Annotated in this window: 10 protein-coding genes; 1 reads left to right on the top strand and 9 read right to left on the bottom strand. The window is 69.9% G+C overall.

Features of this window, described 5'->3' with window-relative positions:
- Window positions 1-294 precede the first annotated feature (294 nt).
- Complete coding sequence (gene murA, locus AC3ETA_RS35045) at window positions 295-1,635, top strand: UDP-N-acetylglucosamine 1-carboxyvinyltransferase (protein WP_126903558.1); 1,341 nt, start codon at window positions 295-297, stop codon at window positions 1,633-1,635.
- 201 nt (window positions 1,636-1,836) lie between these two features.
- Here murA and AC3ETA_RS35040 read toward each other — a convergent pair whose 3' ends face one another.
- The 9 genes from AC3ETA_RS35040 to AC3ETA_RS35000 form a co-directional block, all read right to left on the bottom strand.
- Complete coding sequence (locus AC3ETA_RS35040; RefSeq protein WP_007382399.1) at window positions 1,837-2,118, bottom strand: HU family DNA-binding protein; 282 nt, start codon at window positions 2,116-2,118, stop codon at window positions 1,837-1,839.
- A 363-nt stretch (window positions 2,119-2,481) separates the two neighbouring features.
- Window positions 2,482-3,903: an NAD-dependent malic enzyme gene (locus AC3ETA_RS35035; protein ID WP_432196923.1), complete on the bottom strand. Its 1,422-nt coding sequence runs from the start codon at window positions 3,901-3,903 to the stop codon at window positions 2,482-2,484.
- Window positions 3,904-4,246: 343 nt separating this feature from the next.
- Window positions 4,247-6,640, bottom strand: a complete 2,394-nt coding sequence (locus tag AC3ETA_RS35030) for a HelD family protein (protein WP_432196922.1) — start codon at window positions 6,638-6,640, stop codon at window positions 4,247-4,249.
- A gap of 69 nt (window positions 6,641-6,709) precedes the next feature.
- A complete protein-coding gene (locus tag AC3ETA_RS35025; protein WP_432196921.1) occupies window positions 6,710-7,492 on the bottom strand; it encodes an anti-sigma factor family protein in 783 nt (260 codons plus the stop codon).
- A 59-nt stretch (window positions 7,493-7,551) separates the two neighbouring features.
- Complete coding sequence (locus AC3ETA_RS35020; RefSeq protein WP_010039908.1) at window positions 7,552-8,073, bottom strand: sigma-70 family RNA polymerase sigma factor; 522 nt, start codon at window positions 8,071-8,073, stop codon at window positions 7,552-7,554.
- 319 nt (window positions 8,074-8,392) lie between these two features.
- Window positions 8,393-8,989 (bottom strand): CGNR zinc finger domain-containing protein, encoded by a 597-nt coding sequence (locus AC3ETA_RS35015; RefSeq protein WP_269639331.1) that lies wholly within the window; start codon window positions 8,987-8,989, stop codon window positions 8,393-8,395.
- A gap of 600 nt (window positions 8,990-9,589) precedes the next feature.
- On the bottom strand, window positions 9,590-10,741 hold the full coding sequence (locus AC3ETA_RS35010; RefSeq protein ID WP_432196920.1) for a uroporphyrinogen-III synthase: 1,152 nt from the start codon (window positions 10,739-10,741) through the stop codon (window positions 9,590-9,592).
- Window positions 10,742-10,897: 156 nt separating this feature from the next.
- On the bottom strand, window positions 10,898-12,286 hold the full coding sequence (locus AC3ETA_RS35005; RefSeq protein WP_432196919.1) for an MFS transporter: 1,389 nt from the start codon (window positions 12,284-12,286) through the stop codon (window positions 10,898-10,900).
- A 210-nt stretch (window positions 12,287-12,496) separates the two neighbouring features.
- Complete coding sequence (locus AC3ETA_RS35000) at window positions 12,497-13,525, bottom strand: hypothetical protein (protein WP_432196918.1); 1,029 nt, start codon at window positions 13,523-13,525, stop codon at window positions 12,497-12,499.
- Between the last annotated feature and the right edge of the window lie 81 nt (window positions 13,526-13,606).

The raw sequence follows: 13,606 nt of genomic DNA, 5'->3' as shown, positions 1-13,606 counted from the left end.
GCATCTTCCCTTCGTGTGGGGAGGCAATGCCGGTTCGGGAGTGAATGCAGCCATGAATTAAGGAGTGGCCTGGTAAGGCCTCGTTTGAGGGTGGTGGTGGGAGACGGGTGGGCGGACAGAAACGCCGCCCGGTGCACGGCCCCCTACGGTGACCGCTCGTGCCCGAGGGTGAACCGTTCGTGTTGTGACAGAGCTATGACGTTCCTGAGCCGTACTTGGGCTTACTGAAGGGGGGTCGGCGGCGATTACCCTTTCCCTTCTGGCCCCTGCCCAACTCATCGGAACGCGAGATACATGACCGTCAACGACGATGTCCTGCTTGTCCACGGCGGAACCCCGCTGGAGGGCGAGATCCGTGTCCGCGGTGCGAAGAACCTCGTACCGAAGGCAATGGTCGCCGCCCTGCTGGGCAGTGAGCCGAGTCGACTGCGCAACGTGCCGGACATCCGTGACGTGCGCGTCGTACGCGGCCTGCTGCAGCTGCACGGGGTGACGGTCCGGCCCGGTGAGGAACCGGGCGAGTTGATGATGGACCCCTCGCACGTGGAGAGCGCGAACGTCGCTGACATCGATGCCCACGCGGGTTCCAGCCGGATCCCGATCCTCCTGTGCGGTCCGCTGCTGCACCGCCTCGGGCACGCCTTCATCCCGGGCCTCGGCGGCTGCGACATCGGCGGCCGGCCCATCGACTTCCACTTCGAGGTGCTGCGGCAGTTCGGCGCGACGATCGAGAAGCGCGCCGACGGCCAGTACCTGGAGGCCCCGCAGCGGCTGCGCGGCACGAAGATCCGGCTGCCGTACCCGTCCGTCGGCGCGACCGAGCAGGTGCTGTTGACGGCCGTCCTCGCGGAAGGCGTCACCGAGCTCTCGAACGCGGCCGTGGAGCCGGAGATCGAGGACCTCATCTGCGTCCTGCAGAAGATGGGCGCCATCATCGCGATGGACACCGACCGCACGATCCGCGTCACCGGTGTGGACCGGCTCGGCGGCTACAACCACCGCGCGCTGCCGGACCGTCTGGAGGCCGCCTCCTGGGCGTCCGCCGCGCTCGCGACCGAGGGCAACATCTACGTGCGCGGCGCCCAGCAGCGCTCGATGATGACGTTCCTCAACACCTACCGGAAGGTGGGCGGTGCCTTCGAGATCGACGACGAGGGCATCCGTTTCTGGCACCCCGGTGGCCAGTTGAAGTCCATCGCCCTGGAGACGGATGTGCACCCGGGCTTCCAGACCGACTGGCAGCAGCCGCTGGTCGTGGCCCTGACGCAGGCCACGGGCCTGTCCATCATCCACGAGACGGTCTACGAGTCCCGCCTCGGCTTCACGTCCGCGCTGAACCAGATGGGCGCCCACATCCAGCTCTACCGCGAGTGCCTCGGCGGCTCCGACTGCCGCTTCGGCCAGCGCAACTTCCTGCACTCCGCGGTGGTCTCGGGACCGACGAAGCTCCAGGGCGCCGACCTGGTCATCCCCGACCTGCGCGGCGGCTTCTCGTACCTCATCGCGGCCCTCGCGGCCCAGGGCACGTCCCGGGTCCACGGCATCGACCTCATCAACCGCGGCTACGAGAACTTCATGGAGAAGCTCGTGGAACTGGGCGCGAAGGTGGAGTTGCCGGGCAAGGCGCTCGGCTGAGGTTCCTCACACGTACGCCGAAGGGGCGGCGACCCGGTTTCCGGGTGGCCGCCCCTTCGGCGTTTGGCCTGTGGGGGCGCCCCGCGGGGGCGCTGCCCCTAGGGGCGCGGGGAACTGCGCGACCGGCCGCATCGGACCGGCCGACACCGATGGCGCTCAGACACCAACGGCGTCCGGTTCCCGGCGCTCAGAGCGGAGCGCTCACTTACCCTTGGCGGCTTCCTTGAGCTTGCTGCCCGCGGAGACCTTCACGCTGTAGCCGGCGGGGATCTGGATCGGGTCGCCGGTCTGCGGGTTGCGGGCGGTGCGAGCGGCACGGTGGGTGCGCTCGAAGGTCAGGAAGCCGGGGATCGTGACCTTCTCGTCGCCCTTGGCGACGATCTCGCCGACGGTCTCGGCGAACGCGGCCAGCACGGCGTCGGCGTCCTTGCGGGTCACCTCGGCGCGGTCGGCCAGCGCGGCCACCAGCTCACTGCGGTTCATGTTGTTACTCCCGTGTTCATTTGCCTTGAGGCGTGCCACGCGGCGGAGCCGCATGTCGGGCACAGCGATGTCGATGCTGCCAGGGTCCTCGGTGCGACCCGGGACCCGGGTCCGTCGTCAGACCCTCGCGCCCAGAGACGCATCCTGCCCCTACCTGCGGCGGGAAAGCCAATCCGGCGCCCGGAGGAGCCGTGAGAACACCCGTGGGTGTCACACGAAGAGAGGGCCTGAGCTTGGCCGTCACGATAAACGGCGTCCCAAGGCCCCAGGTTCCACGACGCGCCGTTACAAGGGCTTGCCGTGGCGATCCTCACAGCCCATGCACACTTTTCAGGGCTGTGAGGCGCCGAACCCGTGCGATTACTAGCCCGGCGTCACCGCGGACACCGCCTTCGCGGCCTCCCGCACCGCGCCGGCGACCGCGCCCGCGACCTTGTCGTTGAACACGCTCGGGATGATGTAGTTCGGGTTCAGCTCGTCCTCGGTCACCACGTCCGCCAGCGCCTTCGCGGCCGCGAGCATCATGTCCGTGTTGACGGTGCGGGACTGGGCGTCCAGCAGACCGCGGAAGACGCCCGGGAAGACCAGCACGTTGTTGATCTGGTTCGGGAAGTCGGAGCGGCCCGTGGCCACAACTGCGGCCGTCTGACGGGCGATTGCGGGGTCGACCTCGGGGTCCGGGTTCGCGAGCGCGAACACGATCGCGTTCTCCGCCATGGCGGCCACGTCGGCGCCGTCGAGGACGTTCGGGGCGGAGACGCCGATGAAGACGTCCGCGCCGCGCACGGCCTCCTTCAGCGTGCCGGTCAGGCCCTCGGGGTTGGTGTTGTCGGCGATCCAGCGCAGCGGCGAGTCGGCCGCGGCGTTCACCAGGTCCTCGCGGCCGGCGTGCACCACGCCGTGGATGTCGGCCACGACGGCGTTCTTCACACCGGCGGCGAGCAGCAGCTTGAGGATGGCCGTACCGGCGGCGCCGGCACCGGACATGACGACGCGAATGTTCTCGATGGCCTTGCCGGTGCAGCGAAGCGCGTTCGTCAGGGCGGCGAGGACGACGATCGCGGTGCCGTGCTGGTCGTCGTGGAAGACGGGGATGTCGAGGGCCTCGCGCAGGCGGGCCTCGATCTCGAAGCAGCGCGGGGCCGAGATGTCCTCGAGGTTGATGCCGGCGAACCCGGGGGCGATCGCCTTGACGATCTCGACGATCGCGTCGGTGTCCTGGGTGTCGAGGCAGATCGGCCAGGCGTCGATGCCGGCGAACCGCTTGAACAGGGCCGCCTTGCCCTCCATCACGGGCAGCGCGGCCTTCGGACCGATGTTGCCCAGGCCCAGCACGGCCGAGCCGTCCGTCACAACCGCAACGGAGTTGCGCTTGATGGTGAGGCGGCGGGCGTCCTCGGGGTTCTCGGCGATCGCCATGCAGACGCGGGCCACACCCGGCGTGTAGACCATCGACAGGTCGTCACGGTTGCGGATGGGGTGCTTGGACTGCATCTCGATCTTGCCGCCGAGGTGCATGAGGAACGTACGGTCCGAGACCTTGCCCAGCGTGACGCCCTCGATGGTGCGCAGCTGCTCCACGATCTCGTCGGCGTGCGCGGTGGAGGTCGCGGCGATGGTGACGTCGATCCGGAGCTTCTCGTGCCCGGAGGCGGTGACGTCGAGGCCGGTGACCGAGCCTCCGTGGGACTCCACGGCCGTGGTGAGCTGGGAGACCGCGGTTCCGCTCGCGGGCACCTCCAGCCGGACCGTCATCGAGTAGGAGACGCTGGGCGCCGTTGCCATGGCCGACTTCCTCTGCTTTCACCGTGTGGCTGGTATGCCGTCCGATCGTCGCACCTACCGCTGAGTAGGAGTTAGCCGGGCGTGGATTGCGAACGTATTGTTCGCCACGCCTTCGCAGGAAAAGAGGCCCACGTCACATGGTGACGTGGGCCTCTCCTGCGTTCATGACACCGACCCGCCATGCTCGCCTCGCGGCAAGTGGTCGCTCGTAGCGACGAAGGTTGGGCCCGGGGGCTTGGATCGAGCCGGTGTCACGTCCAGGCTAACAAACAGATCTCGTAAGGCCATTCCCGTACCGCGAGTTCATTTCCCCGCCACAGGCAAAGCCCCCGTTCGGCCCCGCTCAGTCCCGCAGCAGATCCGGCACCCCGGACGCGTCCGGCTCGTCCCGGTCCCCCGAGACCACCGTCAGCTGCTGGGTGGCCCGGGTCAGCGCGACGTACAGCACCCGCAGTCCGGCCGGTGACTCGTCCGCGATCTCCGCCGGGGAGACGACGACCGTGGCGTCGTACTCCAGGCCCTTCGCCTCCAGGCTGCCGAGCGCGACGACGCGGTCGCCGAGCCCGGTGAGCCACTTGGCCGCCTCCTCGCGCCGCCGCATGGCGACCACGACGCCGATCGTCCCGTCGACCTGGTCGAGCAGCCGGGCCGCCTCCTCACGGACGCTCTGCGCGAGCGGGTCGCGTACGACCGTGCCGTGTCCTTTGTTCGTTGTGACAAAACGCGGCCGTACGCCGGTGGAGCGCACCGCCGACGGGGAAGTCGAGCCCGGCATGGCCAGGGCCAGCACCTTCGCCGCGAGCTCGGCGATCTCGGCCGGGTTGCGGTAGTTCACGGTGAGCTGGAAGCGGCGGCGCGGGCGGGTGCCGAGGGCCTCGTCGCGTGCCTCGGCGGCCTCGTCCACGTCGGACCACGACGACTGCGCGGGGTCGCCGACCACCGTCCAGGTGGCGTGCCGGCCGCGGCGGCCGACCATGCGCCACTGCATCGGCGTGAGGTCCTGGGCCTCGTCGACGATGACATGGGCGTACTCGGTGCGCTCGGCCGCCAGCCGCTCGGCGCGCTCGCGCTGCGACTCCTCGCGCACCGGCATCAGCTCCTCCAGACCGGTGAGCTGGTCCAGCGGGTCCAGGTCGCGCTTCCTGCGCGGGCGGGCCGGGGTGCCGAGGATCGCCTGGAGCTCGTCGAGCATGGCGATGTCGTGGACGGTGAGGCCGTCGCGCTTGAGCGAGCGGGCCACCTTGCGCACCTCGCCGGGGTTGAGGATCCGGCGCGCCCAGCGGCCGAGGCGGCGCTCGTCGGCCATCGCCGCCAGGACCGCCTTCGGGGTGAGCTCCGGCCACCAGGCGTCGAGGAAGGCGATGAAGCTGTCCTCCGTGGCCACGTCCTCGTCGAAGGAGGAGCGCAGCTCGGCGGCGAGCTCCGGGTCGGTGTGCCGGGTGGCGCCGCCCGACTGCGCCCACAGGGCGTCGAGCAGCAGCTTGCGGGCGCGCGGGCGCAGCAGGTTCACGGGTGCCGTGCCGCCGAGCGCGGTGCGGCGGATGGCTTCCAGCGCGTCGGCCTGCAGCTCCAGCCGGCGCCCGAAGGCGACGACGCGCAGGGGGGTGGGCGGTCCGGCGGGGGCCGGCACAGGAGCGTCGTCGTCACCGAGGGCGAGCTGCCCGCCGCGGTCCGCCCCGGTGCCGCCGGAGCCGCCGGAGCCCAGCTCCAGCGCACCCCGCGCCGCCTTCCGCAGCACCTTCAGCATGCGGTACGAACCCTTGGCGCGGGCCGTGGCCGGGGAGTCGTACAGCGTGGCCTCGGCGCCGTCGACGAGGGAGCCGATCGCGCGGATGGCGACCTGGCCCTCCTCGCCGAGCGAGGGGAGCACACCCTCGGTGTACGCGACCAGCAGCGGGGTGGGCGAGACGATCAGGATGCCGCCCGCGTACCGGCGCCGGTCCTGGTAGAGCAGGTAGGCGGCGCGGTGCAGGGCGACGGCGGTCTTGCCGGTGCCCGGGCCGCCCTCGACGTACGTCACCGAGGCGGCGGGGGCGCGGATGACCAGGTCCTGCTCGGCCTGGATGGACGCGACGATGTCCCTCATGGTGTGGCCGCGGGCCTGCCCGAGGGCGGCCATCAGGGCGCCGTCGCCGATGACGGGCAGTTCCCGGCCGTCGAGGAACGCCTTGAGCTCGGGGCGCATCAGGTCGTCCTCGACGCCGAGGACCCTGCGGCCCTTGGAGCGGATGACCCGGCGCCGTACGACCCGCCCGGGGTCGACCGGGGTCGAGCGGTAGAAGGGCGCCGCGGCCGGGGCCCGCCAGTCGATGACCAGTGGGGCGTAGTCCGAGTCGAGCACACCGATGCGGCCGATGTGCAGGGTCTCGGCGATGTCGGCGGTGCCGTCCTCGCGCACCGCGCCCTCCGCGGGCTCGACGGCGGTGTAGGCGCCGTCCGGGCCCTTCTTGCCGTCCTTGCCGAGCAGCAGGTCGATGCGTCCGAAGAGGAAGTCCTCGAACTCGTTGTTGAGCCTGTTGAGGTGCACGCCGGCACGGAAGACCTGCGCGTCCCGCTCGGCGAGCGCGCCGGGTGTGCCGACCTGGCCGCGCTTGGCCGCGTCGTTCATCAGGAACTCCGCCTCGTGGATCTTCTCCTCGAGGCGCCGGTACACCCGGTCGAGGTGTTCCTGTTCGACGTCGATCTCGCGGTCTCGCAGGGAGTCGAGCGCGGTTTCCTGTGGAGCCTGAGCGGCCACCGGGCCCCCTTCTGACGTGCTGGGCAGCCGTCAACCGTACGCGAAGGGGACCCGGAAAAGCTACGTCGACTACACGTCGACCTCGATGAGCTTGTTTCCGTCGAAGTCCATGACCTCGACGTGATCGACCTCGTCGGGTGCCATGGACACGCCGCCGCTGACGTAGAGCGGGTTCCTGGCCTGCTCGGTCTTGGCGTCCGGGATGCCGTAGCCCCACTTGGGGACGGACCAGGAGGCCGCCGTCTCGCGCTGGCCGTCCTTGCCGACGAAGATCAGGGAACACTTGAGCGGGCCCTTGACGCCCTTGAGCTCAAGGCCCGTCTGGGTGCCCCAGGGCTTCTCGTCCAGACCGACGGTCGCGCTGACCCCGGTCTTCGTATCGGAGCCCGAGACCTTGTTCTCGATGCCGGTGAACAGGTCCTTGGCGGGATTGGCCGCGGTCACGACCCGGTTCCCGCCGTCACCGCCGCTGTCGTTGCCTCCGCTGGCCGCCATCGCGGCGAACGGACCGGCGACGATCAGCGCGGCGGCCGCGGCCACCATGTAGAAGCTGCGCCGGCGCTTCTGGGCGCGGTGCTCGGCGACCTCGTCCACGAGGTTGTGCACGATGCGCGGGCTGGGCTTGGCCGACAGGGACTCACCGATCGCGGGTGAGCCGGATCCGGGCAGGTCCGCGAGCGCGGCCAGCATCGGTTCCATTCCGGCGAGTTCGTCCAGTTGCTGGGCGCACCATTCGCAGGTCGCGAGGTGAGCCTCGAAAGCGGTTGCCTCGGCGTCGTCGAGAATCCCGAGGGCGTAGGCGCCGACGGTTTCGTGCTCGCTCGGGCCCGGCTGTCCCTGCATGGGGCTCATGGACCCAGACATACCCGAACCGCCCATCCCGAATCCCTGGTTTCCCCCGTAAACACTCATCACGCCGTCACCCCCCGCTCCTCCAGAGCCAGCTTCATCGACCGCAGGGCGTAGAAAACCCTTGAGCGAACGGTGCCACTGGGTATGCCAAGCGTCTCAGCCGCCTCATTGACGGTACGCCCCTTGAAGTACGTCTCGACGAGAACCTCCCGGTGGGCGGGGGTCAGGTCGTCGAGTGCGTCCGACAGCGTCATCAGCCACAGCGCCTTGTCGATCTCGTCCTCCGCGGGGATGACCTCCAGCGGCGACGGATCGACCTCCTGCGGCCGGGCCTGCCGGCTGCGGTGGCCGTCGATGACGATGCGCCGGGCGACCGTCACCAGCCAGGGGCGTACCGATCCGGTCGCTCGATTGAGCTGTCCGGCGTTCTTCCAGGCACGGATGAGTGTCTCCTGCACAACGTCCTCTGCTCGTTGCCGGTCACCGGCGACCAGTCGAAGGACATACGCGAGGAGGGGTCCGGCGTGCTCTCTGTACAGCGCACGCATCAGCTCCTCATCAGGTTCCGAGGGCTGGGACATGCGATGTCGGGCCCTCGATCCACGTTCATTGGCCACGACGGAATCCTTGCGCACGCCCACCTCCGATGTCCGGGGGTTCCCCCAGTCGGTCGCTCGACCACCCTTACGGAAGGGGCGCGTTGGATGTTCAAAGTGAGGCGACAGTTTTCTTCCGAGTGACGTGACGAGCGGGACATGGCAGCACATTCCCACCGCGCGATCTTTACATTTCCGTCACATCGGCAAGATCATCTACACGCTCCCCTACGGTGGCGTAGGTAAACGGCATGTAATCGAAATCACTTCGACTGCCGTTCCACAAAAGCCCCATAACGGACCGTCAGGCTCGGGTGAGTGCCACTCGGCGACGATGCCGGGCCACCCTTTCGCGGTTCCCGCAGACCTCACTGGAGCACCAACGCCTCCTGCGCCCCCGCGAGGTGTCGAGGTAGACGATGGGGCAGTTGTCCCCTTCGCACTCTCTGAGCGCGGCCCGCGCGACGGGGTCGGTGAGCAGCTCCAGCGCGTCCCGCGCGACGGCCCCGAGCAGCGCGGCGCACTCCGGCGGATGATCCAACTCCCGCACCAGCGTGCCGTCCTCCCCGCGTACGGCACGCGGGGCCGGGGGCGCGGCGAGGGCGACGTCGTTCACCCGGGCGAGCGCGATGTCGTACGACGGCCAGGGCTCGGGGGCGAGCGAGCCGCGCACCAACTGTCCGATACGTCCGCGCAGTTCACGGAAGTCCACCAGCCAGGGCGGCCCGGCGTGGGCCAGCGGGGTGCCGGGCGGGACGAGACCGGCGCCGACGATCCAGGCACACAGCACCTCGACGGAGTCGAACCGTTCCTCCGGGTGTGTGGTCGCGAGGAGATCCAGGGAGATCCGCCCGGCGTCGAAGCGCAGTTCGTACGGGTCCGTGGCCGTACCCAGTGCCATGTGCCTGTCACCGCCTAGGGGTCAACCCGGTCAGGAGGGATCGGTGAGATGCCGTGAGGAGAGCTGGGGGAACCGTTCCCCCTAACAGTGCCTGCCCCGTGGCGGGGCCGGAACCCCTCGTACCGGGCTGTCGGCGCTGGACGACCGCGTATGCGGCTGTGCGTGACGGCCATGTCCGGGGCGCCCGCGCGGCCGTTGTCTGAGGGACATGATGCGAAACGACACGATCGCCGGAACGGTACTGGGCGCGGCCACGGTCGCGACCGCCCTGATCGCCGGGCCTTCCACATCCTCGCCCGCGCCCCTCCGGCACCCGACGCCGACGAGCCGGGCCGCAATCCTTCAACCCCTCCGGCGCCCGACGCCGACAAGCCGGTCCACAACCCTTCAGCCCCTCCGGCACCCGACGCCGACAAGCCGGTCCACAACCCTTCAGCCCCTCCGGCACCCGACGCCGACAAGCCGGTCCACAACCCTTCAGCCCCTCCGGCGTTTGAGGACGAGGCCGTTCAGGCCGAAGCGGGGGTCCGGGGGCGGCAGCCCCCGGGGACGGCGGCACCGACGCCGGGTCACGTCAACGCCGGCGCCCCGCTACGCGGCTCACGCGTCCGCGTACTTGGCATCCGCAGCCGGATCGAGCGCCAGCCGATACCCCCGCTTCACCACCGTCTGGATCAACTTCGGCGCCCCGAGAGCCGTCCGCAGCCGAGCCATCGCCGTCTCCACCGCATGCTCGTCCCGCCCGGCCCCCGGCAGCGCCCGCAGCAACTCGGCACGAGCAACCACCCACCCCGGCCGCCGCGACAACGCCCGCAGCAACGACATCCCCGCGGGCGGCACCGGCCGCAGCGCCCCGTCCACCATGACCGCGTGCCCCCGGATCTCCACCCGATGACCGGCGATCGGCAACGAGCGCGCCCGACCGGGAAGTTCCTGGCAGAGCAACTGCACCAGCGGCCCGAGCCGGAAGCGCTCGGGCTGGACGGTGTCGACGCCGAGCGCCTGGAGAGGCAGGGCGGTGACCGGCCCGACGCAGGCGGGAACCACGTCGTGGGCGAAGGCGGCGAGCAGTTCGGGCAGCAGCCCCCGCTCCTCCGCCCGGGACAGCAGCGACGCGGCGGCGGGCGCGCTGGTGAAGGTGACGGTGTCGAGTCCACGGGAGACCGCGGCGTCCAGCAGCCGGTCCACCGGCCCGATGTCCTCCGGCGGCAGCCACCGGTACACCGGCACCCCGAGCACCTCCGCTCCCCCGGCCCGCAGCGACTCCACGAACCCGGGCAGCGGCTCACCGTGCAGCTGTACGGCGATACGGCGCCCCTCGACGCCCTCTTCCAGCAGCCGGTCCAGCACCTCGGCCATGGACTCGCTGGACGGCGACCACTCCTCGGTCAGCCCGGCGGCCCGTACCGCGCCCTTGACCTTCGGCCCGCGCGCGAGCAGCTCGACCTCGCGCAGCCGGGCCAGCAGATCCTCGCCGAGCCCCCAGCCGTCGGCGGCCTCGATCCATCCCCGGAACCCGATCGCGGTCGTGGCGACCACGACGTCCGGCGTCCGCTGAATGATCTCCTTGGTGGCCGCGAGCAGCTCGCTGTCGTCGGCGAGCGGCACGATCCGCAGAGCGGGGGCGTGCAGGACGACGGCGCCGCGCCGCTGGAGCAGGGCACCGAGCTCATCGGCGCGGCGCGCGGCGGTCACGCCCACGGTGAACCCCGCGAGGGGCCCGTGTTCGGGTTGCTGCTGTTCGTCGTACATAAACTCTCGTCCCGCACTCGAGTCGTGTTGCTTGCTTCAGGTGAGCACACCGTCGGGTGTTCCTGAACACACCCGTGGTGGTCCCATCTGCATGCCGATCGAGCCTGTCAACGGTGCGTGACAGGCTCGGATCGGCTGCGTGTCGGCGGTGTTACGTCACACCTCGGCGTAGCTGAGCTGCGGCTTCGCCTCCGCGGCCGGTGTGGCGTCGGTCTCGGTGACAGCGGAGCGGCGAAGGTATACGGCCCAGGTGACGACGAAGCAGAGGCCGTAGTAGGCGAGGAAGGCGATGAAGGCGCCGGTTCCGGAGCCCACGGAGAGGAACGACTGGCGCAGCGCCAGGTTGATCCCGAGGCCACCCAGGGCGCCGACCGCCCCGATCAACGACATCGAGGCACCGGACAGCCGGCGGGCGTAGACGGCCGCTTCCTCACCGGCCATCCCCTTCGCGGCGGCCTTGGCGCGGTAGATGCCGGGGATCATCTTGTACGTGGAGCCATTGCCGACGCCCGTGAGGACGAACAGAGTGATGAAGCCGCCGATGAACAGCGGCAGCGACTTCTGCACCGAGGCGGTGACGATGACGCCGGTGGCGGCCGCCATCAGCGCGAAGTTCCACAACGTGACCTTGGCACCGCCGATCCGGTCGGCGAGCTGCCCGCCGACGGGCCGGATCACCGAGCCCAGCAGCGGACCGATGAAGGTGAGGGCTGCCGCCTGCAACGGCGTGCGTCCGAACTGGTTCTGCAGCACCAGGCCGAAGGCGAAGCTGTAGCCGATGAAGGAGCCGAAGGTGCCGATGTAGAGGAAGGACATGATCCAGGTGTGTCCCTCACGCACAGCTTCCTTCGCCGCCCCGGTGTCGTTGCGCACCGGCGCGAGGTTGTCCATGTAGCGGGCGCTCAGTACGGTCGCGAGGATGATGAACGGGACGTAGATCGACAGCAGGACCCGCGGGTGACCGGCACCCACGACCCCGATGACGAGCAGACCCAGCAGCTGGACGACGGCGACTCCGATGTTTCCACCGCCCGCGTTCATACCGAGGGCCCAGCCCTTGAGGCGCAGCGGGTAGAAGTTGTTGATGTTGGTCATGGAGGAGGCGAAGTTGGCCCCTCCCACACCGGTGAGGACCGCCACCAGCATGAAGGTGGAGTACGAGGTGCCGGGCTCCATGACGAACAGCAGCGCGAGAGTCGGTGCCAGCAGCAGGCCCGCGCTGAAGATGGTCCAGTTCCGGCCACCGAAGCGGGCGACGGCGAAGCCGTACGGCACCCGCAGGCAGGCACCCACGAGGGAGGCCACGGCGACGAGGAAGAACTTTCCGGCCGGGTCGATGCCGTACTCGGGGCCCATGAACAGGGCCAGCACGGAGTACATGCTCCACACGGAGAAGCCGATGTGCTCGGAGATCACCGAGAAGGTCAGGTTGCGGCGGGCGACCTTCTTGCCCTCCGACTCCCAGAAGATCTCGTCCTCGGGGTCCCACGTCTGGATCCAGCGGGACCCCTTGTGGGGTGTACTACTGGTGGTCGGGGCTGTCATCTCACGCCTCCACGGTTCTCCGGAGCTTCGGTCGCACTACGAGTGGCTGACCCCGAAGGTAGGGAGAGCGCGTTTCCTGCCTGTGGCACCGGGTGACCGGAAAGGAACTTTGCTCTCACCGGGTGAGGAGGGGGGATGAGAGGTTTTGCTGGCCGTGCCCCTATGTACAGGCCCCGTAAGAGCCCCTGTACAGGGCGGAGCGGGGCCTCACTACTGCTGCGGAGGCTGCCAGTGGGGGTTCTGCTGGGGGTACGGCTGCTGCGGCAGCGGAGGGTAGTGGCCGGGGGCGGGCTGGTTGCCGTAAGGAGCGGCGGACTGCTGATTGCCGTAAGGAGCGGCGGGCTGCTGATTGCCGTAGGGACCGGCTGGGGGCTGAGCGCCGTAAGGGGCGGCCGGGGCGGGCTGATGACCATAGCCACCCGAAACCGGCTGATTGCCGTAGGAGCCTGGAACCGGCTGGTGCCCTGCGTGACCGGGAGCCGGCTGGTGCCCTGCGTGACCGGGAGCCGGCTGGTGCCCTGCGTGCCCCGGAGCCGGCTGGTGCCCTGCGTGCCCCGGAGCCGGCTGGTGACCGTACGGACCCGGGGCGGGCTGATTGGCATAGGGACCGGTGATGCCGCCGAACGGATTCCCGTGCCCCGGCAACTGCCCGCCCGGCGGCAGATACCGCACCCGCCCGCTCTCATCGGTGACCGGCATGAACCCGGCGGCCTGGAGCCGGACGGCGAATTTCGCGTTCCGCTTCCGCGTCACGACGAGCCCGACCCCGAGCAGCGCCATGAGCCCGGCCCACCCGAGACCGGCGAAGAAGAGGGCGTCGCCGTCCCCGCCGGCCCGGGCGAGGGCGACCACGAAGCCGAGGGTGATGCCTCCCGCCGCCCAGTACATCCTCTTCTCGGCGTGCTTGCCGGTGAGGTCGAAGTTGATGCGGGCTTTGAGGAGCTCGTGCGCGTCGGGCACGAGGGGCGGTACGGAGACCCCGTCACCGGCGTTCGGGTACTGCGCCCAGTTCTGCGCCGCGCGGGCACGGGACTGGGGGCTCGGGTCGGGCACGATCAGCATGACGAGCGCGTTGTTGCGCCCGCCGCTCTGCCGTACGTCCATGTACTCGTAGCCGAACTGCTGGGCGATGAAGGCGAGCTTGGCGAGCTTCTTCACGGAGGCCATCGGACTGGTGAGCTCGACGGGCTCCCCGGTCGCGATCAACCGCAGCATCTTCTGCACCTGCCGCCTGCTCACCGACACCAACTCCCCACCGGCCCCCAACCCCTCGGGCCACCCCGTTCACGTCCGCAACCCGGCCAGTCTTCCACGGCGGCA

It is taken from the genome of Streptomyces sp. bgisy027, from assembly GCF_057710365.1.
Note: the sequence above shows the minus strand (reverse complement) of the source record. Positions and strands in the feature narration are given on the sequence as shown.

Excerpts from the sequence above, each read along its gene's own strand:
- murA (WP_126903558.1), top strand. The coding sequence starts at position 295 with ATGACCGTCAACGACGATGTCCTGCTTGTCCACGGCGGAACCCCGCTG.
- AC3ETA_RS35040 (WP_007382399.1), bottom strand. The coding sequence starts at position 2,118 with ATGAACCGCAGTGAGCTGGTGGCCGCGCTGGCCGACCGCGCCGAGGTG.
- AC3ETA_RS35035 (WP_432196923.1), bottom strand. The coding sequence starts at position 3,903 with ATGGCAACGGCGCCCAGCGTCTCCTACTCGATGACGGTCCGGCTGGAG.
- AC3ETA_RS35025 (WP_432196921.1), bottom strand. The coding sequence starts at position 7,492 with ATGAGCCCCATGCAGGGACAGCCGGGCCCGAGCGAGCACGAAACCGTC.
- AC3ETA_RS35020 (WP_010039908.1), bottom strand. The coding sequence starts at position 8,073 with ATGTCCCAGCCCTCGGAACCTGATGAGGAGCTGATGCGTGCGCTGTAC.
- AC3ETA_RS35015 (WP_269639331.1), bottom strand. The coding sequence starts at position 8,989 with ATGGCACTGGGTACGGCCACGGACCCGTACGAACTGCGCTTCGACGCC.
- AC3ETA_RS35010 (WP_432196920.1), bottom strand. The coding sequence starts at position 10,741 with ATGTACGACGAACAGCAGCAACCCGAACACGGGCCCCTCGCGGGGTTC.
- AC3ETA_RS35005 (WP_432196919.1), bottom strand. The coding sequence starts at position 12,286 with ATGACAGCCCCGACCACCAGTAGTACACCCCACAAGGGGTCCCGCTGG.